The sequence below is a fragment of the Herpetosiphon gulosus genome, from assembly GCF_039545135.1.
In the GTDB taxonomy this organism is placed as follows: Bacteria; Chloroflexota; Chloroflexia; order Chloroflexales; family Herpetosiphonaceae; genus Herpetosiphon; species Herpetosiphon gulosus.
Window position 1 is genome coordinate 168782 of sequence record NZ_BAABRU010000004.1, and the last position, 22227, is coordinate 191008.

The following is a 22227-nucleotide window of genomic DNA, read 5'->3' on the forward strand; positions in this document are numbered from 1 at the left end:
GGTTTTTGCTAGCGTGGTTGCCAAAATGGGCGATCAGGCCAGCGCTGTTCTTGGGCATAAATCTGCTGGCGAAGCTGGCGATAAGCTTGCCAAGCCTGCTCAATCTGATGTCCATAGCCATGCAGCGCGGCAATTGAGCCTTGGTTGGCAGCGATTAAACATTGAGCGGCATCGCGGGCGCTGGTTAATCCCACCGTAATTCCATGGGCCGCCAGCGGATCATAGCTCATGGCCGCGTCGCCGATCGCCAGCCAACCATTGCCATAGCAGCGATCTAAGCGGCTACTGCTAGCATCGACCCAATACGGTTGGGCACAAAGCTGGTGTTGATCGAGCCATTGTTTGGCCCAAGTGCTACATTTGAGGGCTTGCCACCAACCCTCGGCATGAACAAGCTTTTGGCGTTGGGTGGCAGTTGGGTGACCAATAAAAATGCTGGCCATTTGAGCTTGCGGCACTCGCGCCACATACCACCAACCATCAGCTACCGCCTCGACCAAGCTCCGCTGATCGGGCCATGGCTGAGCTTGCGGCTCCAGCATCGCCACCAAACCAAGCTGTTTGGGGCCATCAATCTGGGTTTGTATTCCCAATCGCCGCGCTAGCCAACGTGCTCGGCCAGTCGCCTCAATCAGCCAGCGCGTTTGAAATAATTGCTCGCCAACCCCCATAATCCAGCGCTCAGACTGACGTTCGAGGTAGCTAATTGACACTGAACTGAATGTTACGCCCAATCCAAGGCCGCGCTGGCGGAGCTGCTGCTCAAAGTGCGGTCGATTGAGATGCCAGCCATGGCCATAGGGCGTTGCCAAAAAATCATGATGATAGAGCGCATCTGATCCCCAAGCTGCTAGATTGCCCGGGCAAATCGAATGCTCCCGATCAAGATCTAGACCCAGCTCGTGCACCAACGGGCGAGCGGCAGGCGCTAAACTTTCGCCAAAGCACTGTGGCCGCGTAGGCGGGCGTTCGAGTACAACCACCTGCAACCCATGCCGTGCGAGATGCACGGCACAGGCGCAGCCAGCGATGCCGCCGCCAACGATCAAACAATCAATCGTTATTGGCTTCGGCGGCATTTTTGCGTCCTCGCTTGAGGCGTTGTTGTGGCCAATTGAGGTCGCTATCAACCAGATCGGTATCTGGCTCGGCGGCTAGACTACGGGTTAATTGGGGAGCCTCGGTTTCAACCTTGCGACCTGTTTCAACCCAGAGCGTTTGTGGAAAACTGGCGCTATGTTCAGGCCCAGTTTGGGCGATGATAATGCCCACGGTATCCCATTCGTTGGTAAATTTAGTAATTGCCGGCACGGTTGGAATATGGCCTGGTGGAATGCTCTCAGTGTAGACCATCCCGCGCAGCCACTTGCGGCGGGTAGTCGGCGCGAAGGCTTGGGCACGCTCTTCAGGCGTAGCATCAGGGTTCATAATAATCTGGTAGCTCTCTTGGCTAAGCACATCGTTGGGCACACGAGCAGGCCAAAAAGTGGGCAAATAGGTTCCGGCATAGCCCATATAGGCTGAGAGACAGCTTGAAGTATCGGTTTGCCAAGGCACGGCCATCCAACGGGTGATCGCCCCAGCATCGCTGGCATACAACATCCCATTGGGAGCTAAGGCAGTAGCCGCATCAAGCGTATCGCCCCAATCTGGCTCAGGGCTGGTGCGACGTTTGAGCCGAAATGGCGCTACATACATCGAAGCATGACGTAACGGCCAAGTGAATTCGCAGCCGGGGTGAAACGGGCCGCCCAAGGTTGCATCAAGCGCTGCCCGCGTGAGATTGTAGGCCTGTTCAGCCGGATCAAGCTGCTCCCACGACCTGACCACGGGCAAACCATCGGCAATAAAATCGCCATTGGCCCATTGCTCGAGCCAACGATATTGGCTTGGCAGAATTGCTTGCCACTCCTGCGGATCGGTGGTTTTGGTGTTGAGCGTAATCGCATCGCCATAAAACAATGGCAGGCCTTCGGGATCGATATAGGGATTACTGGGACTGCGCATTTGAGCTAAAACAGCTTGGCGCAATGGTTCGCTAGCAGCACTAGGATCGCCCAAGTGGGCGATCAACTCGGGATTATTGAAATCACTGGGGCTGCCCCAACCAAAACTACGGGCAAACCCAGCGTTAACCCATTGCAACTGACTAAAGCGTGAGAGCAGGGGATAAATTTCGCTGCTAAAACGTGGCTTGGCTGGTGCAAGCGTCGGATCAAGCTGCATCGCCACTTCAAATAGCAAATCGTAGCCTGTCATAATCGAATTTGTGCCTGGGGCATAATCAGGTGGCGCAACAATCACCCAAGCATGAGTTGCCTGTAAAACGCGGCCATCACTCAATTTGACCACGGCCTCAATCGGGCCATCGGCAGTATCGTCGTGCCAATCATCGTTATCGGCAAAGGTGGTTAAGGGCTTACCATGGGCTGAAGCTGAGTGACCACGTCCGCCCAGCACAATCAAATTGCCCTGTTCATCGGTGCGCAATTCGCCCAAATAAACTTGCTTGCCAAAGAATGTGCCCTGATCAAAGGCATAGATCGCCTCTGCTCCCTGAGGGTTGACATTTAGGCCACAAATACTGCGTGTGCCACCGTCGATTGTCAATTGATCGCGCTTGGTTACATCAGCATTGCGGCGCTTGCTGACAATTTTGCCATCGGCCGAGGCCGGAATATCCAGCGCTTGGATAAATTCGTACCACGCGGCTTTTTGATTGGCGAGCTGCGCCGTCCAGACAATTTCTTGCAGATCAGGATTGGTTTGGTTTAACTCGCAAATCACCTCACCTGCGGAATTCAAGCCATAAACCCGAAACCGCGCCGCTTGGCGTTTGATCGCGCCACTAGGATCGCGAAACAAGTCGGGGTCAACTTGAGGCGCACCCAACACTTCGGGGCCATAAAAAAATTCATTTGGGCTATTTCCGACGCGAGCAAAGCCAACCGGAGGATAAATCGCAACGCTGACAATCTCAGCACAAGCCATAATCAAATCTCCTTAATAAACCATTCAAACATTTTTTAAAGGCTAAGTTAAATCGTGACGAGGTTGGCGTGGCTCCACAAGCGGAATGCCATTACGTTGGCGGCGCAACTCTGCCGAAGCTTGATAGACCACTTTGCGAGCTTCACTAATACTGCCGACTGGAGCGTGTTCGGGCAGTGCATGCCATGGGTTGAAGGCCAGATTTTCAACGTAAGCGGCTTGACCAGGCGCATCAATATCTTGTTGGGGCAGGGTTAGGGTTGCCACATGCAGCGGCGGCGCTAGCTCGGTTGACCATTCGACGGTTGCAGCATCCAACGGCATCAGCTTAGGATTGGTGCGCAGTTGAATGCTAAAGTGCAGATCAATCGGGCCGGCCAACAAGCGACTATGCAGATCATCGTGCAAAAAGTTGGGGTTGAGCTGTGGGTTGCTCGGCGGTTGCGGATTGAGCGATTCAAGCGCCAAGTGATATTTGACGTAACGGCCTTGACCAAAAGCATAGGGCAGACCGCTCCAATAAACTGCATCGAAGACACTAGCCAAATTTTGCTGCATCAGATCAAGAATTTTGCGGGTTTTGGGGTGTTTGGCGAGATAGGCATCATAGCCATCACCTACCAAGCCTTCGTAGGTAAATTCGCACATATCCTTGGCGGTATCGACAAAAAAGACTGGATAATTTTGCAAGACCAAATCGTGAGTTAATGCATCTTCTTCACCAGTTAATAATTTACGACCGTGTACCCCAAATAGCTTGATCCCTACACCCAAGGTTGTGCCAAGATCGCTGGCAAACGGCACGGTATCGCTGGAAAAGCGCAGCCAAGCCGCAAGCTGATCGTAAGCCAACAAGCCAACTCGTAGCTCGGCTGGCAAATCGGGGCGAACCCACCAAGTCGCTTTGGCCCCACCGTGCGGCTTAAGAAACACCGCCCGTCGAACCGGATCTTGTCCGGCGTTAATCCGCGTGCCCATAGTTTTGTTGACAAATAGCTGGCGTAGTTGGGTGATGGGATCAGCACATGGACAATCGTGAGCATGATCTGAACTCATACAAGCTCCTCATTGCAGCGTGATCGATGAGGGCAGCCAATTTTAAGAATATTCCCTCACCCCCACCCCTCTCCCACTGCGGCGGGAGAAGGACAACTGGCGGGATAGTTCCCCCTCGCCTCGCTTGCGGGAGCGGGGCCAGGGAGTGAGGGATGGAGATTATTGTCAATCCAATAAACTATTTCGCCTAGCAATTGACTGCTTAGTTAATTAACGTAAGAAGGGCTGGTTAATTAGACTATTTGGACACTCAAGTTGGGGAATTTGTTGAAACTTGTTGTCGTAGAGGCTGCGGCGCAGTTGTTCGCCCAGGTTGGCATAGCTAATTTGGGGATTTTCGCTGAGGATATTTTTCAAAAAGAAGGTCATTGCACCATGGTAGGTTCCGCCAAAATTGGCATCGGCGGCAACTTGCTCGGCCTTACAAGCAGAAATCAAAACCGTATTTTCGTGCTGTGGGCGTTGACCAAAGCTCTGTTTTTGCAACGAACTGACTAAATCGCCTGCAAACTTGGCAATTTCGGTTGGGTCGGCGCTCCGTTGTTGCAGATCAAGAATTTGCTGCGCCACACTATCAACCTGTTGCTGTTGATAGGCCTGCTTTTTGGCACGAATTTCGTCAAAAACTGCTTTGGCGGGAGTTAAGGTGCGATACCGAATATCGGCAAATGGATCTTTGCTGATCGTGCCCGAATGACAACAATCCATCAATAAAATCAGCCGCGTTGTGCCCAAAAAACCTTGGTACAGCTCAGCCAAATGGTCATCGGTAAGCAGGCCAGCGCTAGGATAATCGATCGGAGCAAGACATTCATCAGCACCATCGGGTTCATCACCATTTTGATCAGGCTGCTGCACCCCATGGCCAGCATAATGAAAAATCCGAATTTCCGGCTGACCATCGTTGAGCGGTTCGGCGAGCCAGCGCAAATTATCGATAATCGCTTGGCGCGTAGCAGCAGCATCGGTGATCAAACGCAGCTGATCATCGGCAGCAGCATGCTGGGCTTTAAACAACTCACGAACTGCACTTACATCGTTAACACAGCCCTTGAGTGGCCGCTCGCTATAACTATTGATTCCCACAAATAAGCCACGAATACCCATAGTGCAAACTCCTCAGCGCTAATTTTTTTGGGATGATTGCAGCGTGGCTATACAGTAGTAGAGCGTTATAGCCCTGTCAAGAGCAAAACCAGCGCATGCAAAACCAGCATAATCAGGTACAATAGGCGCAGATGGGGGCAAAGAACTAGTTGTTCTTTGCTCCCCTTTTGCGAACAATGGAGGACAAACGGCGTGAGCGCAGAGCAACGACCAATTGTGATTGGGGTCGCTGGCGGAACTGGATCAGGCAAAACTACCGTTTCTCAGGCGATTCTTAGTCGCGTCGGGCCATCACGAATTGCATTTTTACAGCACGATTCCTATTATCGTGATTTTGCTGAGCTTTCGTTTGAAGAACGCTTGCGAGTCAATTTCGATCATCCTAATTCACTCGATAGCAATTTGCTGGCGCAACATATCGAAGCCTTATGCAATGGTGAGACGATTGAGGTACCAATTTATGATTTTACCCACTATAGCCGTCGGCCTGAGGTGATGCATGTGCAACCGCGTCCGGTTATTTTGGTCGAAGGCATTTTGATTTTTGCCGAAGCGGTGTTGCGCCAATGCATGGATGTAAAAATTTATGTTGATGCTGATGCTGATTTGCGCTTTATTCGCCGCCTCAAACGCGATATTGCCGAACGTGGCCGCTCAATCGAATCGGTGATCGAGCAATATACCAACACCGTGCGCCCGATGCACCTTGAATTTGTCGAGCCAACCAAGCGCTATGCCGACATTATTATTCCACGCGGTGGCTTAAATGCGATTGCGATCGATATGGTGATTGCCCGCGTTGAGTATTTGTTGGCCGAGAGCGAGAAAGTTAAGGATGAAGGATGAATTATGAGGGATGAAGAACAGAGAGCATAGAATATCAATGGAAATCGGGATTGGTTTTTAACGCAGCGGTGCAGAGAAATTAATGGCTATTAGTTATTGATCCACGAAGAGCACGAAGGGTAAAACCACGAAGGACGCGAAGAGCGCGAAGGGTGCTTAACCCACAGCCTACAGCCCTGATCCCTAACACCTGGCCCCTCATCATTCTCTGTGCCGCTGCCTCCTGAATCTTGCCCCTAGGCTCAATCGTCATCATCAAGCGGGCGTTCTGGCGACAAGCTATCAACAAATGCTTGGAATGAAGGGCTACAATACGACACATTGTAATACAGATCGCCCTCATCTTCGGACTCTAGCTCAAATTCATGATCCCAAAAATAGACCTTGCCTCGCTGCTCACCACGAATTCCCAAGCAAATCACATTACCACCAGGATCGCAAGCAATTGGCAGAAGTTCAAGTGGAATTCGTGTTTCATACGCGGTGTATGTTCTAATCGTATCTCGAATTTCATAGTATTCTGAGGCTGGATCAAGGGTAAGAAAGAAGTGGATCATACTTTCATCATCAGGCAACAATAAGGGGCTTCCGGTTTTGAAAACGGTTAGCTCAGGTTGGCCACCATTATGTTCAAGCAAAAATGACCGATAATCTTCTGGCAATCGACAGCCCAACTCTTGCTCAAAAGCCGCCACTTCGGCCTCATTAGTTGGAGTAAAGCCATCAACAATTGTTATGTTCATCACATCTCCTCAAAATTAAAACATGCCAGCCAATAAATATTGATCCACGAAGAGCACGAAGGGTAAAACCACGAAGGACGCGAAGAGCGCGAAGGGTGCTTAACCCACAGCCTACAGCCCTGATCCCTAACACCTGGCCCCTCATCATTCTCTGCGCCGCTGCATTAAATTCTGAATCCTGAACCCTATAATCTCTGCGCTATCTAGGCTCAGCTTTTTGACTTTTGACTTTTGACTTTTGACTTGCTCTCCGTTCCCGTTTGCCGCGCTCCAAATGCTGCTTGATCAACCCTTCAACTGCGCTACGATCAGCGCTGATTTGAGCTTGAATTGCACGGCGAGTTGCGAGGGTTTGCTTGAAATTGCGGCCATGCCAGATCCAAACATTCAGCATTGCCAGATTACGCTGGCGCAAACTGACAACCGCTGTTTTGGCTAGCATACGCAAGCTATAGCTCAATACCGCCGACCATGGCCGCAGCTTCAGGTAACAATACAAACCGTTTTTGCTGCTCTCGACCAGCCAACGTTGGCCGCCGCCGCTACCACCGCGCTCGTGCACCACCAACGCCTCAAAATCTTCGAGCACCTGCCAACCCAACAACCATGCCCGCCAGCATAATTCAGTATCTTCCCAATACAAGAAAATAGCTGGATCAAAACCGCCAATCGCTTGCCAAGCGCTGCGCCGAAACAACATCGCACAGCCTGGCACCGCCGCCGTGATCGCTACACCTTGGCGGGTGGGCGGCGCTTGATTAGGATACAAGGTGGTTGGGCAAATAATCGCCGCTTGGGGATTGGCTGCTAGATGTTGGCGCAATAGGGTCAACCAATTGGGAGTGATTTGTACATCGGGATTGAAAAATAAAAAATATTCGCCAGTTGCCGCCACCATGCCTTGATTGCATGCCGCACCAAAGCCATGATTATGTTGATTGTCAATCAGCTGAACCTGCGGATACTGCTGACGCACCAACTCGGCAGATCCATCGCTTGAAGCATTATCAACTACAATTAATTGATAATTGTCGTCGTTGGTGGTGGCGAGGCTGGCAAAACAAGCGGGCAATAGTTCGGCGCTGTTATAGCTCACGATGATGATCGAAATTTGACCTGGAATCATGCGGGTTTCTCAAATAAACGGCGATAGACTGCCGCAGTTTGGCTAGCAATCTGGCCCCAATCGAGCGCTTGAACTGTTTGGAGCGCGTTTTTGCGCAAGGCTTGTGGGTTGGGATGGGCGGAGGCTCGTTGCAAAGCGACAGATAAGCTAGCCGAATTATTGACCTCAAACAAAAAGCCATTCTCGCCATCGCGAATCAATTCGCGTACTGGCGGCAAATCAGGGGCGATCACTGGCGTGGCATACGAAAGTGCGGCCAGCAACATACCTGAGGTCAAGGTTTTGCGATAAGGTAACACCACCACATCCGCTGCTGCAAACCAAGCAGGCAAGAGGGCATCGGCAATGAACTGGGGCCGTAGCGTGATGCTAGGGTCGGTTGCATGTTGCTGCAAGTGTTCAGCATAGCGTGGATCTTTGGCTGCACCCACAATCAGCAAGCGGCCAAGCTCGGCAGACCAAGCCTCAAGCAACAATTCCACACCTTTGTAGGGACGCAATGTGCCAAGATTGAGTGCAACAAAGCCTTTGGGTACTAATTGCAAATGCTCACGCGCTGCTGCTTGTTCCAAGGGTTCGCCATAAATCCCAATATACGAGCCATGGGCAATCACGTTGGTTTTAGCGGCAACTCGATAGCGTTGATCAAGCAGTTGAGCGGCGGCCTGCGAATGCACAATAATTTGATCAGCCGCCTGCGCCATAGCTTGATAACAACGCTGTGCCCATTGCGGGTAGCATAATTCATGTGGTTCTAAGTTGTGAGCCGTCCAAACCAATCTTGCCCCACGCCAACCTAGCAAGCGCAATAGCGCAATAAAGCTCATGCTGCGCAATGCGGTTGCCGCTTGGCTAGGCTGCTGGGTCAGTTCATCGAAAAAATGCCAATGCAATACTCGTTGATCGCCATGCAATAAGCCATGATGTAAGGTTTGAGCAAATGGCAGCCGCACAATCGGCACATCAGGCCATGCGCCAAATGGCGCATACAACAAATCAAGATATGGGTTAGTCGCCAATAAACGCGGAATCGGATAGATCGTGATACTCATAGTTTTGCGTTGGCCGCCAAGCGCGACCAACGCCCTACAAAATAATTCTATGGTGTGGGAATTCCACGATAGCTGTTGGTTCCGCCGCCAGTCGTGAAATACAACGTGCCATTAATCTCGCCAATAATGCCCGAATAACGGGTTGCTGGCAAGTTATTGGGCATTTGTGCCCAAGTATTCGTAGCCGGATCATACACATAAATCGTGTTATGTCTGGTTCCGTTGGTGGTTTGGCCCGCAAAGACGAAAATTTTACCGCCAAGCGCCAAGGTCGAATGGCTAATATGGTTCAAGGCCAACGGAATATCGGCCATTTGTTCCCATATATTTGTGGCAGGATCGTAGCGATGCACATCGTTATCGACAGTTAAGCTACCATCGTGGCCATGCTGGCCGCCAATATAGTAGAGTTTGCCATCAAGCACGACCCCACCAGCATGTTGACGTGGATTGGGCAACTCGGCATAGGTTAGTTGGTTAGTTTGGGTCACCCAGCCTGTCGCCAAATCATTCAAATCGAGCACAAAATGCGTGCCAACATCAACCTGTTTGTAATAGGTTCCGCCAACATAATGCAATTTACGATCAAGATAATAAAGCTGGCCCGCCGCCCGTTGGATTGGAATCACCGGCAAGTTGGTATAAGTATTGGTGGCGGTGTCGTAATAGCGCGAAACCCGTGAACCAAAAATCTGGCCAACTCCATCAAAATCTTCAATATAGCCACCAACCAAGAAAATCTTCTGGCCATCGGTAGCCGTGCCAACGTGGGTCAAACCGCGCTCCAAGGGGGCAATCGCTGTCCAGGTATTGGCCACTGGATCATAGACATTCGACAAACGTGAGGGTGTATCGCCCGATAAACCAGGCTGCCCGAAGCCACCAAAGACATACAATTTACCGCCAACTACTGCGCCTTGTGCTTCAACCGCCGCAAAGGGATAACTAAATGGGGTTGGCACAGCAGTTGACCAAACAATCCGCGTAAAGTTGGGCGGTGTGGTTGGGGTCGCCGTACCCACAATCGTGGTTGGGGTGGTGGTTGGTGGGCGTGGTGTTGCCGTAGCCGTGCTGGTCGGCGTTAATGTATTGGTTGGTGTACTCGTTGGTGTTGATGTATTGGTTGGGGTATTGGTCACGGTTGGCACAGCGGTTGGGGTGTTGGTCGCAGTTGGCACATCAGTTGGTGTGCTGGTCGCAGTTGGTACATCAGTCGATGTGCTTGTTGCCGTTGGCACGTCAGTTGGTGTGTTGGTTACTGTGGGAATATTCGTCGGCGTATTGGTTGCGGTTGGTACATCGGTTGGTGTGCTTGTTGCCGTTGGCACATCAGTTGGGGTAGTGCTCGATGTCGCAGTTGGCGAGAGCATCACGTTTGTTGCGGTTGCCGCAGTGGTTGGCATTGGCGTAATTTCATTAGAATTTTTCAAGGCCAACGGTAAAAACGTACAAGCGCTCGTTGTGCAATTAGGGTCATCCAATAGGCCAGTTGTGCGAGCTAAACTCAAGCCAGCACTCGCTAGAAGCAGCGTCAGGCTGATTGCGATTAATATCCATCGTCGGCGCTGCATGCAATGTTCTCCATATATGTTGGATGAGGGGTCAGGGGCTAGATTTAACGCAGAGGGTAATAGGGGCTAGGGTTTAGGGGTCAGGGGCCAGAGACAAATACTCTCGTCCATGAAACCTGATCCCTCGGACTTTGTGCGCTTCGTACCCTTCGTGGATCAACCTTAGCTTAGCCCCTGAACCCTCGCCCCTGAACCCTGACCACTCGCCCCTGCATCCTATTTCGCTTTGAAAATCCGTAAGCGCAAACTTGTGCCTGTGCCCGAGCTTTGCACCTCGTATTGATCAACCAACTCGCTGATGAGATAGGAGCCGAAGCCACGTAACATGCCCGCTTCGAGATTATCTTCCTCGACCACTCGCCGCTCGGTATTAAAATGCTCAATGCCTTTGCCATGATCAATAATTTCGACTTCTAATTGATCGGCGTGCAACGAGAAAATAACTTCGACTGAGCCAGCTACACCGCCACCGCCGCCATGCTCGATAGCATTGGTTACTGCTTCGCTCACCGCCAGTTTCAAATCTTCAACGCGCTCACGTGGAAAGCCCATTGTGCTACCGAGTTCGGCAGCACTGGCTCGCACAACCCGCTCAAAGACCAAATCCGATGGAATGTTGAGGTGAATCCGATTCATCGCGAACCTCCACGAGCCATTGCCCGGCCCTTTTGTGGTAATTGTTCCTGTTGGTTGATCAGATGTTCATAGCGGCGCAGGTAGGCCTTACCCAAAGAACTGTTGCCAACTTGGAGATAACATGCCCCTAAATAGTAGAGCGCTTGGGTATGACGTGGGTTGCGGCGCAGCACTTTTTCAAATAACGGTATCGCTTGGGCTGGTTCTAACATTTCTTTATAACATGTGCCCAGCATAAAGGTAGTTTCAATATCATCGGGCCAATGCATCAGCACATGGCTAAATTCGCGCGAAGCCAAATCGTAGCGGCGGCGGCGGGTGTACATATAGCCCAAATCGTAGCGCAATGAATGGGCATGCGGCGCTAACTCGACTGCTTTGCGCCACGCCGCCAAGGCCCAACTTTCATGGCCCAATACCGTGTACATAAACCCCAACAAATAGTAGGCATTGGGATCTTTGGGCAAAAGTTGTACCGCGCGTTCAAAAGCACGCATGGCGGCGTGATGTTTCTCTAAATCATAGAGCAATTTGCCCATTTGCAAGAACACTTGACCATCGTTAGGACGCAACTTGGCCGTGCTATACAAATGGTTATAGGCCTCACGATGCTTGCCTTGAAAGCGTAAAATTGCACTGATCCGCAGCCGTGCATCAACATAGTAGCGATCTTGCGGTGGAATTCGGCCATATTCTTGCAAGGCTAATTCCCAACGCCGCGCCCGAGCCAATAAATTGCCCAACAAATAGCGGGCGCGATGCTCGGTTGGCCGCCATTTCAGCAAGGCCTCGTAAATTCGCTTGGCATCTTCATCATAACCTTGGGCTTTGAGGTCGTCACTCAAACGATAGTACCAATTGGCAACCTCTTGCTCGGATTTGCTGACCAGCACTTCATCGGGGCCAACGCTGGGCGAGATAAAGGTTGGTTCAACTCGCAGCGCCTCGGCAAAACAGCGCTGAGCCAATTCGTGAGCACCATGGGCTTGGTGCATCAAACCCATGTAATACAAAGGCTCGCCAGCGTAAGGCCGCAATTCACGGGCCGAGGTAAAGTGAATATAGGCGCGGCCAGCATCATCGAGCATTTGATAGGCACGACCAAGCGCAAAATGGGCCTCGTACAAGCCATTATTATGCTCAAGGGCTTCTTTGAATGCACCGATTGCCCGATCAATCTGGCGCATCGCGCCGAAGGCCACACCTAAATTGTAGTGGGCTTCAGCTAATTGCGGGTCGGTTTGTACCGATTCCAAATATTCGCGCTGAGCAGTTGGCCAATCATCTTGAAAAGCACAAGCATTGCCAATATACAGATAAATAATCGCCCGTTCGCGATCGTAGATTTGCGATTTCTCATCGCCTTCAACATAGGCAGCGATTAATGCAGTTTTAAAATGCTCGATTGCATCAGGATAATTGGCGGCCAAATAGGCTTTGATCCCGCGCCCAAACGCAGCACCCAAGCGCGTTCCAGCCATAAAACGCTCGCTCCCAGCAAAGGTATCGAGGTCCAGCGGCATTACATTCAAAGTGTCAACATTGGTAGTCATAACAGTTCCCTTAGGACGATCCTTTGGTGGATTGAAGCAAGCGATATTCTTCGATCACTGGGCGCAATTGCGCTTGGAGTTCACGGGCAATCCCACGGCCAAATTGGCTGGATACCATTTCATTCAGCGGGCGCAACAATTCTAAACATTGGTCGGGTGTACGGGTTGTGCCCACCAAACTCAAGGCTTGCCACCACTCGTCAGCTGTGATTGGCCCAACCACATCGGCCACGATGCTATGCATTTCATCGAGCAAGTTTGCCAAGCGCCGCCGGACTAGCACCATCGTCACATCATCGTGTTTAAGCTGGCCTTGAGTCCATGCCCGAACTTCGCTGAGCACGCGGGCCATCAAGGCGCGAGGCTTGAGATGGCCAACTGCTTGTAATAGGCTTTGAAAGCGTGGGTAGCCATACAATACTTGGTGTTCATTGGTCGCTTCAACAATGCCATCAGTGTACAACATGACCGAATCGCCATAGTTCAGTTGTAAGATGGATTCACTATAACAATCAATTTCCATAACCCCAAGCGGCACACCTGACGTTTCGATTTCAATCACTTGATTATTGATCACAATCAGATAATTGTGACCAGCATTCGCCAAGTGCATCATGCCCGTTTGCGGGTCGATTAAGGCATACAGCATCGTAACCATGCCTTGGGGCATTTCTTCGATCAAAATATTATTCACGGCTGCTAAGGTTTGGCCTGGTGATTGGCCGCGCCGCACTTCAGCCCGAAATACCGTTCGCGCCACCGCCATCCGCAATGCTGCGGGTAAGCCTTTGCCGCTGACATCGCCAATCATAATGCCCTGGGTACCATTGACCGCCAGAAAATCGTAGAGGTCGCCGCCAAGCTCACGCGCTGGCAATGAGACCGCGCTCATTTCCCAGCCAGGCAGACGTGGCACGGTTTCGAGCATCAAGCCCTGTTGCAAATCGCGTGCCAATTGCAAATCTTGTTCCAACTCAGCTTGGCGTTGGTCGATCACTGGCGCTGCGGGCGGCGTTGGCACTGGTGGCTCAAGCGCAACCGCCACACGACCTTGGGCGCGGTGACTGAGCAGTGAACTATAGATTGCTGATTGTGCTTTTTGCATAGTTTTAGAATGTTCCTTGGCTGGCTTCTAATCCGCCAATCCAGCGTTCACAAGCAGAACGCAACCACCCCACGGCGATTCCATCGATTACGGTGCTACTTGAATGGTGCGCCAATTTGCGCAAGGCATGTTGATAATAACGTAAGGCGGCGGTTGACCGCCCTTGATGGCGATAACTTTCAGCTAAATGAAAGGCAATCGTCGGCGAATCAGGCACCAAATAGCTGGCTCGCTCAAGATAATTGATCGCTTTATCCCATGCGCCTTGGTTGAGTTCGATCATCCCCAGCACCACATAGGCAGCATCTTGTAGCACATCAAGCTCTAAAGCACGCCGCGCCTCAGCCGCCGCTTGCTCATGTTGGCCAAGATCGGCGTGTAGTTGTGCGGCTAAAGCCAAAATTGCTGGCTGGCGTTGGTTGGGTGCAATACTCGCCAACAGGCTTAATCCACGTCGCTGCTGACCTTGACCGCGCAATTTCCGTGCTTCATCCAATAAGCTCGTCACATCGGGCGGCTTACTTGGGCTAGCTGGCGCTAATGGCCGTGTGCTTGGGCGGGGCCGCGCTAGTGCTGGTTCGGCTGGCTTATTCAGCGGCTTGGTAATTGGCCGTTCGCTCAAGTTGGGGCGTGGTTTGGGCTGACCATCGCCTTTACGATAGATAAATGCCCCAGCTACCTCGACCGTTTCAAAGCGATCAAAAATGCCCCACAGCGATTCGGAAAAGCCCAAGAGCAAATAGCCACCAACCGCCATCGCCGCATAAATCCGTTCGATCAATTGGCGACATGTTTCCAGCTGAAAATAGATCGTGACATTCTGGCAAAATACCACATCAAGCTGATAGGCCCAATGTGGTAGGGCATCGAGCAAATTGTGCTGCTCAAATTGTACCAAGGATCGCACGGCTTCGCTGACGCGCAAGGCTCCGTTGGCTTGCTGCTCAAACCATTGTCTGTAGTCGGCTTGCACATTGGCCAGCGAACGCCCACGATACTCGGCGGTGATCGCTCGCTCCAAGGGCACATTGCTCAAATCGGTGGCCCAAATCGAAATCGGGCGGCTCGGCGGATTGCCCCATTGCTGCAAGCCAACCATGGCCATACTATAGGGTTCCTCGCCAGTTGAGCAGCCAGCACTCCAACAACGCAATGGCCGCAAGGGCGAACGCGAACGCTGCAATTCAGGAAAAATATGCTCACGCAACGCCCGAAAATGAGCTGGGTTACGAAAAAACTGGGTCTCGTGATTGGCCAAGCGTTCGGCCAACCATTGCAACTCGCTGCCATTGGTCGGGTCTTGAATCCGCAATGTATAGGCAGCGGGGCTAATCTGCAACTGCCGATAACGCTCCTGAACCAGCATGCGGCCTTGGCGCATACGACTATCATCGAGATATAAGCCAGCCCGTTGAGCTAGATAATCGCGGATGATCATCCACTGTTCAGTGCTCAACTCGCTCATCGACGTTCAGTTTCGCTGAGCAACGCCACCAACCGTGGCGCAATCAGATCAGCAGCTAAAAATTCCATGGCAGCCCCAGCTTCCTCTGCCGCCCGTGGCATGCCCCAAATCGCGCTAGTGGCTCGATCTTGGGCGATAGTGCGTGCCCCAGATCGGCGTAAAGCCAACAAGCCTTGGGCTCCATCGCGGCCCATACCTGTCAACAAGACCCCAATCGTCTGTTTGGGCAAGACTTTGGCAGCTGATTGCATCGTCACATCGACCGATGGATAGAGCAAATTATCGGGTTCGGTTTCCAAATGCACCGTCCAGTTAGCATCAACCCGCAAATGGTGGGTATCGGGCGCAACATAGACATGGCCATTTTTCAAGCTGCCACGATGTTGAGCCAATTCCACCGTCAAGGGCGAATGATTGTCCAACCAGTCTACCATTGTACCAACAAATCCCTCGGCGATGTGCTGCACAATGATAATGCTTGCGGGGATGCTCGCAGGCAGGCTATGCAGGAGTTTGTATAACACACGCGGGCCGCCAGTTGAAGCCCCAACCACAATTAGCCAGCGTTGGCTTGGTGGGCTAGCCGAGGCCAATAACAAGGGAATATTGGTTTCGGTGGTTGGCGATTTGCGCCGCCGCCCGCGCAGGTGGGTCACAACTTTAACCCGTGAAAGCACCTTGACCCGATCCAACAGCCGCATGCGATTGGCTTCGCCTTGGGCTAAGGTCAGGTCGGTAGGTTTTTCCCAAACTTCCAAGGCTCCAGCGTTGAGCATTTGAAAGGTTAAATTGCGATCATGGCGAGTCAGTGATGAGGTGATCACCAAAATTGGCGTAGGATGATAGGCCATAATTTCTTCGGTGGCCTGCAAACCATCCATCACCGGCATGCGCACATCCATTGTGATAATATCCGGCTGCAATGCTGCCACCAATTGCACCGCCTCACGGCCATCACGGGCCTCGCCAACCACCTGAATCGTTGGATCACTGGCTAAAATAGTGCTGATGACTCGGCGCGAAACCGCCGAGTCATCGACAACTAACACTCGAATTGGTGCAAGCGGCCCTGTCATCATTACATACCCAACAACAGTTTGACTCGATTGGGCAAATCGAGCAAATCAAGATCTTTGTTGAGATAATCGTCAACTCCAGCTTCAAAACCGGCCCGTTTGTCATCCATCGAAGTCAACATGATAATCGGCAGTTCTTCGAATAAAGGATTGGCACGTAACTGACGGCAAACCTCATAGCCATCAATCCCAGGCATCTGCACATCCAACACCACCAAATCGGGCGTGAGATCGCCGATTTTTTGCAGCGCTTCCTCGCCGCTATAGGCCAAATCGACAGCATAGCCATACATTTCCAGCCGCATTTTGACAATATCGGTAACCAGTTTGCTATCGTCAACAACTAAGATACGTTCACTCATTGAAAAACTCCTCGCAGGGGAATATAGGCCTTCAGGGCTGCGCTACTTTAGCGGCCAAGTAATTGATGAATCGTTTCGAGCAAGTTGCTTTGATCAAACTGGCTTTTGACGATATAGGCTTGTGCCCCAGCCAACAAGCCTTCGCGTCGATCGCTATCGCGGGCCAAGCTGGTGATAATGATAATTGGCAGTTGGCGCAAACGTTCATGGGCACGCACACGGCGGGTTAGCTCAAAGCCAGTTAGCAACGGCATTTCAACATCGCTTACCAGCAGATCGTAGGAATTGTGATTGAGCTTGTCAAGCGCATCTTGGCCGTTAATTGCGGTTTCAACCACATAGCCCGCCGATTGCAGCATTGAGCGTAGTAGTTCGCGGGTGGTAAATGAATCTTCCGCAACCAATAATTTGGCAGGCTGGAGCTTGGTTGGCGCTGGCAAGGCGACTGGTTTGCCCCATTCACGCGCCCGCGCCGCAATCGCCAAGGGATTGAGCACCAACACCAAACGCCCATCAGGCAGGGCAATCGCGCCAGTGCATAATCGCTGTTCATGCAACAATGCGCCCAATGATTTAACCACGACCTCACGTTCATCGACCAATTTATCGACCAATAAGGCCAATGGGCGATTAGCTGGTCCCAAAATCACCAAGTTGGAAATATCCGATGGTTGCGGCAAGGGGCCACGCTGCTCAAGCAAGGGCGCAAGCGCTACAATGCTCACGCTGCGCTCATCGACCCGCACGGTTGGCCGCCCTTCGACGGTCTGAATTTGCCCGCCAGCAACCCGCCGTCCACCTAAACAAGCGGTCGAAGGCAAAGCATAGGTTGTGCCAGCCACATCAAACAATAACACGCGGGTGGTCAACAAAGTAATTGGCAAAATTAGCGTAAATGTTGTGCCTTGGCCGAGCACCGAATGCACATCAACCCGCCCGCCAACCTCGGTCACTGCTGCCCGAACCACATCCATGCCCACGCCACGGCCTGAAACATCGGTGATGATTGCGCTGGTGGAAAAACCAGGCTGCCAGATTAACTCCAAAGCTTCTTCATCACGCAAGCGAGCCGCCGCATCAGCCTCGATAATTCCGCGTTTAATCGCGGTTGCCCGAATTACCGCTGGATCGATCCCACGGCCATCGTCACTGATGATGATTTCAATCGTGCCGCCCAACGAGCGAGCTTCTAGCCGTAAAGTGGCTTCAGCAGGCTTTTTGGCTTTAACCCGATCATCGGGATTTTCGATGCCATGATCAAGTGCGTTGCGCACTAAATGTACCAACGGATCAGCCATTAACTCAATCACTTTGCGGTCGGCCTCGGTGGTTTCGCCTTCGGTGATTAAGTTAACTTCTTTGCCCAACGAACGAGCCAGCTCGCGCACGGCACGCGGAATTGGCGCAAATAAACCAGCAACTGGTTGCAAACGGGTCGCCATCACCTCGGCTTCAAGTTCATCGACCAAGGCCTCGCTGGCAGCGCTATGGCTGCTCCAACGCTCGGTTAGCAAACGCAACTGATTGCGAGTCGATTGGGCTAAATTTTGCAATTGGCTGGCCAATTCGCTGGCCTCGCGCCGTTGCTGAAAGGTCACACGTTGGCCAGTCAAGCGTTCGCTCAATTGTTGGCTCAGACGCTCACTTTTGGTCAATAATTTATCCAAAGCCTCAAGATCAGCGACATGCTCAAGGTGCAATTGGCGGGTCACTACCAACTCACCCGCCGTATTCAACAAGCGATCTAAGCGCGAAATTGGCACACGCACCGTCGAACGGGTACTACTCACGGGCTTGGGGGCTTCGGCTGCGGCTGATTTTTTGGGTTTAGGCTTAGCAACCACTGGTTCAGACTTAGGTTGCTCAAGCACCACTGGCGCTGGCGCTGGTTCTGGTTCGGCCACAGGCGCGACAATTGGCGCAGCTTTGGGTGTTGCTGGAGCCGCAGGCAACGTTTCGCCAGCCGCCAAGGCATTCAATTGCTCCACCAACTGATCAACGTTGGGATCGGTTGGCGGTGGCTCATTAACTTGGGAATTCAGCACTAGCAGCACATCAGCACTGGACAGCAGCACATCGTTAATGCTCGAATTCATGGCCAACATGCCACTGCGCAAGGCTGAAAGCAAACTTTCCATGGTATGCGCCAGACGACCCATATCAACTTGGCCCAGCATGCGAGCCGAGCCTTTGATCGTATGCGCCGCCCGAAAAATCGTATCAATCGCTTCGCGATCGCCTGGGTTTGACTCCAAGGCCAATAAGCCTGTGGTCAAGGCCCGCACATTCTCTTCAGTTTCTTCGCGAAACTGGCCAAAAAATGCTGATAAATCAAAACCGCCCATGCGATAGCTCCTCGCTTAGCGTGTATGTGCCTCGATGTTGACCAACGAATGCAAGCGATTTGCAATCGCGGTGAGTTTGGATGCGGCATCGGCAGTTTGGCGCGAACCAGCCGCCGTTTGACGTGAGACTTCGGCAATTTCACGCATGGTTTCAACAACTTGCTCCGATGCAGTTTGTTGTTGAGCGGTTGCTAGGCTAATTTCTTGGGCTAATTGGGCGGTATGTTCGCCCAAAACCACGATTGAATCCATCTCTTGACCAGCGCGATGGGCCAAACTGACCCCTTGTTCGACTTCTTTAACGCTCTCTTCGGTGGCTAGCACTGAGGCATTAGTTGCAGCCTGAATTTCGGCAATCACATCTTTGACTTCACGTGAAGCGGCCAATGTACGATTAGCCAAACTCTTGACTTCGGCGGCAACCACCGCAAATCGCCGACCATGCTCGCCAGCCCCAGCCGCTTCGATCGCCGCATTCAAGGCCAACAAGTGCGTTTCATCGGAAACATCATCGATCAAAGCAATAATTTCGCTGATATGATGCGAACGTTCGCCCAAACTCAAAACCCGCGAAGAAACCTCTTGCACCCGTTGCTTGATTCGCTCCATACCTTGAATTGCTTCATCAACCGATTGCTGGCCCATCGCCAACGAGGTCAAGGTTTGTTGAGCAGCAATGCTGACTTGATCTGAGGCACTGGCGATTTGTCGCGCGGTAAAGCCCAATTCTTCAATGGTTGATGAAACTTCTGCGACTGCTGAGGCCTGTTCCGTCGCCCCTGAAGCTTGTTGCTGCGAGGCTGCCGATAATTCAGTGGCGGCAAATGACAGATCAGTGCCAAGCTCAATCTGCTGAATATTTTTCTCGATCAATTGTTCATTGGCCCGCATCAGGTCGGAAGTCCATTGCTCGCTCTTGAGTGAATATTCACCTAAAGCCCGGCTAAAAATGGTGGTCAGCACAATCGTCGTGGCCAAACCAACAAAAAACAGCACTGCTCCAACGCCATACACCCCAGCATTATTAGCGGCAGTCAGGGTTGTTACCTGAAATGATGCAAGGCTATCTTTGAGTAGCAGCAACATCCCATAGGCCAAGGTAATCGAAACCCCATAGGCCACAATTTCACGCCAAGTTGCCACCAAGCCCACGATAAATAGCATCACCAGCAATAACGAGACGATCAGACTTTGATCAATGCCACCATAGCGCACGGCACAAGCCAAGGCTGCCAACGAAATCGTGCCAATTAAAACATAGGTCGCAATTTGATCTTGGCCTTGCCGAATCATGCGCAAACTGAGCAAGGCAATTAACCAAACCGCCCCCATCGAGACGAATAAAACCCCAAGGGCATTCCATAATTGCGGATTATTGCGCTCGTAAATCCACGCCACCAAGACCACTAAAAAAGGCACGACCAAGGCAGCCAAGGCGACAATCCGCATAATCACGCGGCGGCGATCAGTCAAATTCGTAAAATCGAGCGAGAAAAGCGAACCTAAATTCGCCATGAGCAGACTCCTTGGCACTGGTCTAGCGCTTGGCATGTACCAGCACAAACAGTTCAAGATCAAGCATGAGGCATGGACGGTCATCGAGCATAATAATGCCCAAAATGCTGGGGTCGAGCAAGCTATCGGAAACTAAACTTGGCAGTGGTTGCAGGCTCAAGGCTGTGCTAATTGGGTCGCCCAATTGATCGACTACCACGCCCATGGCTGTTTGCCCAACCACAAATAAGGCTAAGCGATTGGCTTGTTGGCCAATTGGCTGCTGGAGCCACTGATTTAAGTCAATGACATCGATTGAATTGCTTTGCTGAATCACGCTGCTAATTGGTTGCCCAGTATTCGCAACATAATCCACACCAACCAAAGCAGTTTGGCGAATCAAGACCGTTTGATCGCCAACATTGACTGGATACAGATCGCTGACAACTGCCGGATTAACCATTGATCGACCCAAGCAAGGCATTAAGATCAAGCCAAGTTGCAAAACCAAACGGCGTTGGCAGCAAGCCTCGGCTAGCAACTGTCCCACGATGGGGAGTTGGCTCGGCCAAACTCACATTCAGCATCAACATATCGATCACCTGATCAACCGCAATTGCACAATCGATCTGTTCGTGAACGAGCAAAAAGCGACTGCGCCGGGTTGGGGTAATCGGCTTCATGCCTAAAACCACCCGCATATCAACCACCGTCAGCAAAACCCCGCGCTGATTGATAATGCCCATAATGGCTGTGGCAGTGCCTGGAATTCGGGTTGGATTGCGCCAACGTTCGATGCCACGCGCCTGCTCAACTGGCAAGGCAAACCGTTCTTGATCGAGGATAAAAACCACAAATTGCGCCAATTGATCCTCAACTTGGCTCACAACAGGCTCCCGCATGATTCAATAATGGTTGTATGGCTCAATTGAGCAGCAACCAAGCATTGAATCATCACAAATGGCGCGTTCTAAAGCAGCAAATCGTAGCTTAGCATAGTCGCAAGGTAGCCCAACTGTCAAGCGTACTAAAGCAAGTAATTTATAAGGATGAGGGATGAGGGGTCAGGTTTCAGGGGCGAGGGCTAGAAGTTCATGCAGAGCCACTAAGAAGGAGGAATTATGAGGGATGAAAGCAACCATCAAAAATTGAGGATCACGCTATTCAACGCAGAGGCGCAGAGAAAAATGAGGGAACAGATGTCAGGGTCAGCAGAAATTGGGACTTTGGGATAAGCAACCTTCGTGGCCTTCGTGCTCTTCGTGGATCAAAATAATCTTCGTGCCCTTCGTGGATCAAAACTATGAGCCTGATCCCCGATCCCTAACCCCTGATCCCTAACACCTATGCCCGATAGGCTTGCAATTGGTTGATTAAATTGCGGCCAGTAATGGGCTTGGCAAGGCTTAGGCGACCAGTGGTGCGGGGTTGGGGCAGGTCGGTCAGCAAAATATAATTCTGATGATCGCGGCAATTGAGCGTATTGCTGTGCTCGGTTGAAATTGCTTCATCAAGGATGATAAATTCTGGTTGATATTGCTCGTTCAGTTGAGCAGCGAGGGTGCAGGAATCGGCTTCGTAGACTGTATAGCCTGCCCGGCGAAGATGATATTTCATAAGCGTTCGGGTGATCCAATCGGGATCAACCAGCAAAACAGTCTTTAGCATACTTAACATCCTTATAGTGATGGATCATTTG

General features: G+C 51.6%; 20 protein-coding genes. 1 reads left to right on the forward strand and 19 read right to left on the reverse strand.

The features are described 5' to 3' along the window. Window positions 1-8: 8 nt before the first annotated feature. The 4 genes from ABEB26_RS06555 to ABEB26_RS06570 all read right to left on the reverse strand — a co-directional run bounded on the left by ABEB26_RS06555 (window position 9) and on the right by ABEB26_RS06570 (window position 5154). A complete protein-coding gene (locus ABEB26_RS06555) occupies window positions 9-1079 on the reverse strand; it encodes an FAD-dependent oxidoreductase (RefSeq protein WP_345721169.1) in 1071 nt (356 codons plus the stop codon). Then, window positions 1054-2991, reverse strand: a complete 1938-nt coding sequence (locus ABEB26_RS06560; RefSeq protein WP_345721170.1) for a LodA/GoxA family CTQ-dependent oxidase — start codon at window positions 2989-2991, stop codon at window positions 1054-1056. The genes ABEB26_RS06555 and ABEB26_RS06560 overlap by 26 nt, the downstream gene beginning before the upstream one ends. Before the next feature lie 42 nt (window positions 2992-3033). Beyond that, complete coding sequence (locus tag ABEB26_RS06565) at window positions 3034-4047, reverse strand: catalase family protein (protein ID WP_345721171.1); 1014 nt, start codon at window positions 4045-4047, stop codon at window positions 3034-3036. Between the two features lie 210 nt (window positions 4048-4257). Further along, complete coding sequence (locus ABEB26_RS06570) at window positions 4258-5154, reverse strand: caspase family protein (RefSeq protein WP_345721172.1); 897 nt, start codon at window positions 5152-5154, stop codon at window positions 4258-4260. 192 nt (window positions 5155-5346) lie between these two features. Between ABEB26_RS06570 and udk the strand changes: the two genes are divergently transcribed. After that, window positions 5347-6000, forward strand: a complete 654-nt coding sequence (gene udk / locus ABEB26_RS06575) for a uridine kinase (protein WP_345721173.1) — start codon at window positions 5347-5349, stop codon at window positions 5998-6000. Window positions 6001-6242: 242 nt separating this feature from the next. On the opposite strand, the gene ABEB26_RS06580 is transcribed toward udk, so the two are convergent. The 15 genes from ABEB26_RS06580 to ABEB26_RS06650 form a co-directional block, all read right to left on the reverse strand. After that, the gene (locus tag ABEB26_RS06580; protein ID WP_345721174.1) at window positions 6243-6743 is read right to left on the reverse strand and encodes an SMI1/KNR4 family protein; all 501 of its coding nucleotides are present in this window, start codon (window positions 6741-6743) and stop codon (window positions 6243-6245) included. A 199-nt stretch (window positions 6744-6942) separates the two neighbouring features. Further along, window positions 6943-7869 (reverse strand): glycosyltransferase family 2 protein, encoded by a 927-nt coding sequence (locus tag ABEB26_RS06585; protein ID WP_345721175.1) that lies wholly within the window; start codon window positions 7867-7869, stop codon window positions 6943-6945. Beyond that, entirely contained in the window at window positions 7866-8921 is a 1056-nt protein-coding gene (locus ABEB26_RS06590) for a glycosyltransferase family 4 protein (RefSeq protein WP_345721176.1), read from the reverse strand. Before ABEB26_RS06590 ends, ABEB26_RS06585 begins: the two co-directional genes overlap by 4 nt. A 47-nt stretch (window positions 8922-8968) precedes the next feature. Next, the gene (locus ABEB26_RS06595) at window positions 8969-10492 is read right to left on the reverse strand and encodes a tRNA wybutosine-synthesizing protein 4 beta-propeller domain-containing protein (protein ID WP_345721177.1); all 1524 of its coding nucleotides are present in this window, start codon (window positions 10490-10492) and stop codon (window positions 8969-8971) included. A gap of 216 nt (window positions 10493-10708) precedes the next feature. Further along, on the reverse strand, window positions 10709-11128 hold the full coding sequence (locus tag ABEB26_RS06600; protein WP_012188287.1) for an ATP-binding protein: 420 nt from the start codon (window positions 11126-11128) through the stop codon (window positions 10709-10711). Beyond that, complete coding sequence (locus ABEB26_RS06605; RefSeq protein WP_345721178.1) at window positions 11125-12681, reverse strand: tetratricopeptide repeat protein; 1557 nt, start codon at window positions 12679-12681, stop codon at window positions 11125-11127. The genes ABEB26_RS06600 and ABEB26_RS06605 overlap by 4 nt, the downstream gene beginning before the upstream one ends. Before the next feature lie 10 nt (window positions 12682-12691). Further along, complete coding sequence (locus ABEB26_RS06610; RefSeq protein WP_345721179.1) at window positions 12692-13786, reverse strand: PP2C family protein-serine/threonine phosphatase; 1095 nt, start codon at window positions 13784-13786, stop codon at window positions 12692-12694. Between the two features lie 4 nt (window positions 13787-13790). Continuing rightward, window positions 13791-15251, reverse strand: coding sequence for a CheR family methyltransferase (locus ABEB26_RS06615; RefSeq protein WP_345721180.1), 1461 nt, complete (start codon window positions 15249-15251; stop codon window positions 13791-13793). Further along, on the reverse strand, window positions 15248-16330 hold the full coding sequence (gene cheB, locus ABEB26_RS06620) for a chemotaxis-specific protein-glutamate methyltransferase CheB (RefSeq protein WP_345721181.1): 1083 nt from the start codon (window positions 16328-16330) through the stop codon (window positions 15248-15250). Before cheB ends, ABEB26_RS06615 begins: the two co-directional genes overlap by 4 nt. Further along, on the reverse strand, window positions 16330-16689 hold the full coding sequence (locus tag ABEB26_RS06625) for a response regulator transcription factor (RefSeq protein ID WP_012188282.1): 360 nt from the start codon (window positions 16687-16689) through the stop codon (window positions 16330-16332). Before ABEB26_RS06625 ends, cheB begins: the two co-directional genes overlap by 1 nt. Window positions 16690-16736: 47 nt before the next feature. Then, the gene (locus tag ABEB26_RS06630; protein WP_345721182.1) at window positions 16737-19034 is read right to left on the reverse strand and encodes a hybrid sensor histidine kinase/response regulator; all 2298 of its coding nucleotides are present in this window, start codon (window positions 19032-19034) and stop codon (window positions 16737-16739) included. A 15-nt stretch (window positions 19035-19049) separates the two neighbouring features. Beyond that, window positions 19050-20549: a methyl-accepting chemotaxis protein gene (locus ABEB26_RS06635; protein ID WP_345721183.1), complete on the reverse strand. Its 1500-nt coding sequence runs from the start codon at window positions 20547-20549 to the stop codon at window positions 19050-19052. Between the two features lie 22 nt (window positions 20550-20571). After that, window positions 20572-20991 (reverse strand): hypothetical protein, encoded by a 420-nt coding sequence (locus ABEB26_RS06640; protein ID WP_345721184.1) that lies wholly within the window; start codon window positions 20989-20991, stop codon window positions 20572-20574. Further along, window positions 20984-21415: a chemotaxis protein CheW gene (locus ABEB26_RS06645; protein WP_345721185.1), complete on the reverse strand. Its 432-nt coding sequence runs from the start codon at window positions 21413-21415 to the stop codon at window positions 20984-20986. The genes ABEB26_RS06640 and ABEB26_RS06645 overlap by 8 nt, the downstream gene beginning before the upstream one ends. Window positions 21416-21872: 457 nt before the next feature. Continuing rightward, window positions 21873-22196, reverse strand: coding sequence for a response regulator transcription factor (locus ABEB26_RS06650; protein ID WP_345721186.1), 324 nt, complete (start codon window positions 22194-22196; stop codon window positions 21873-21875). Window positions 22197-22227 lie beyond the last annotated feature (31 nt).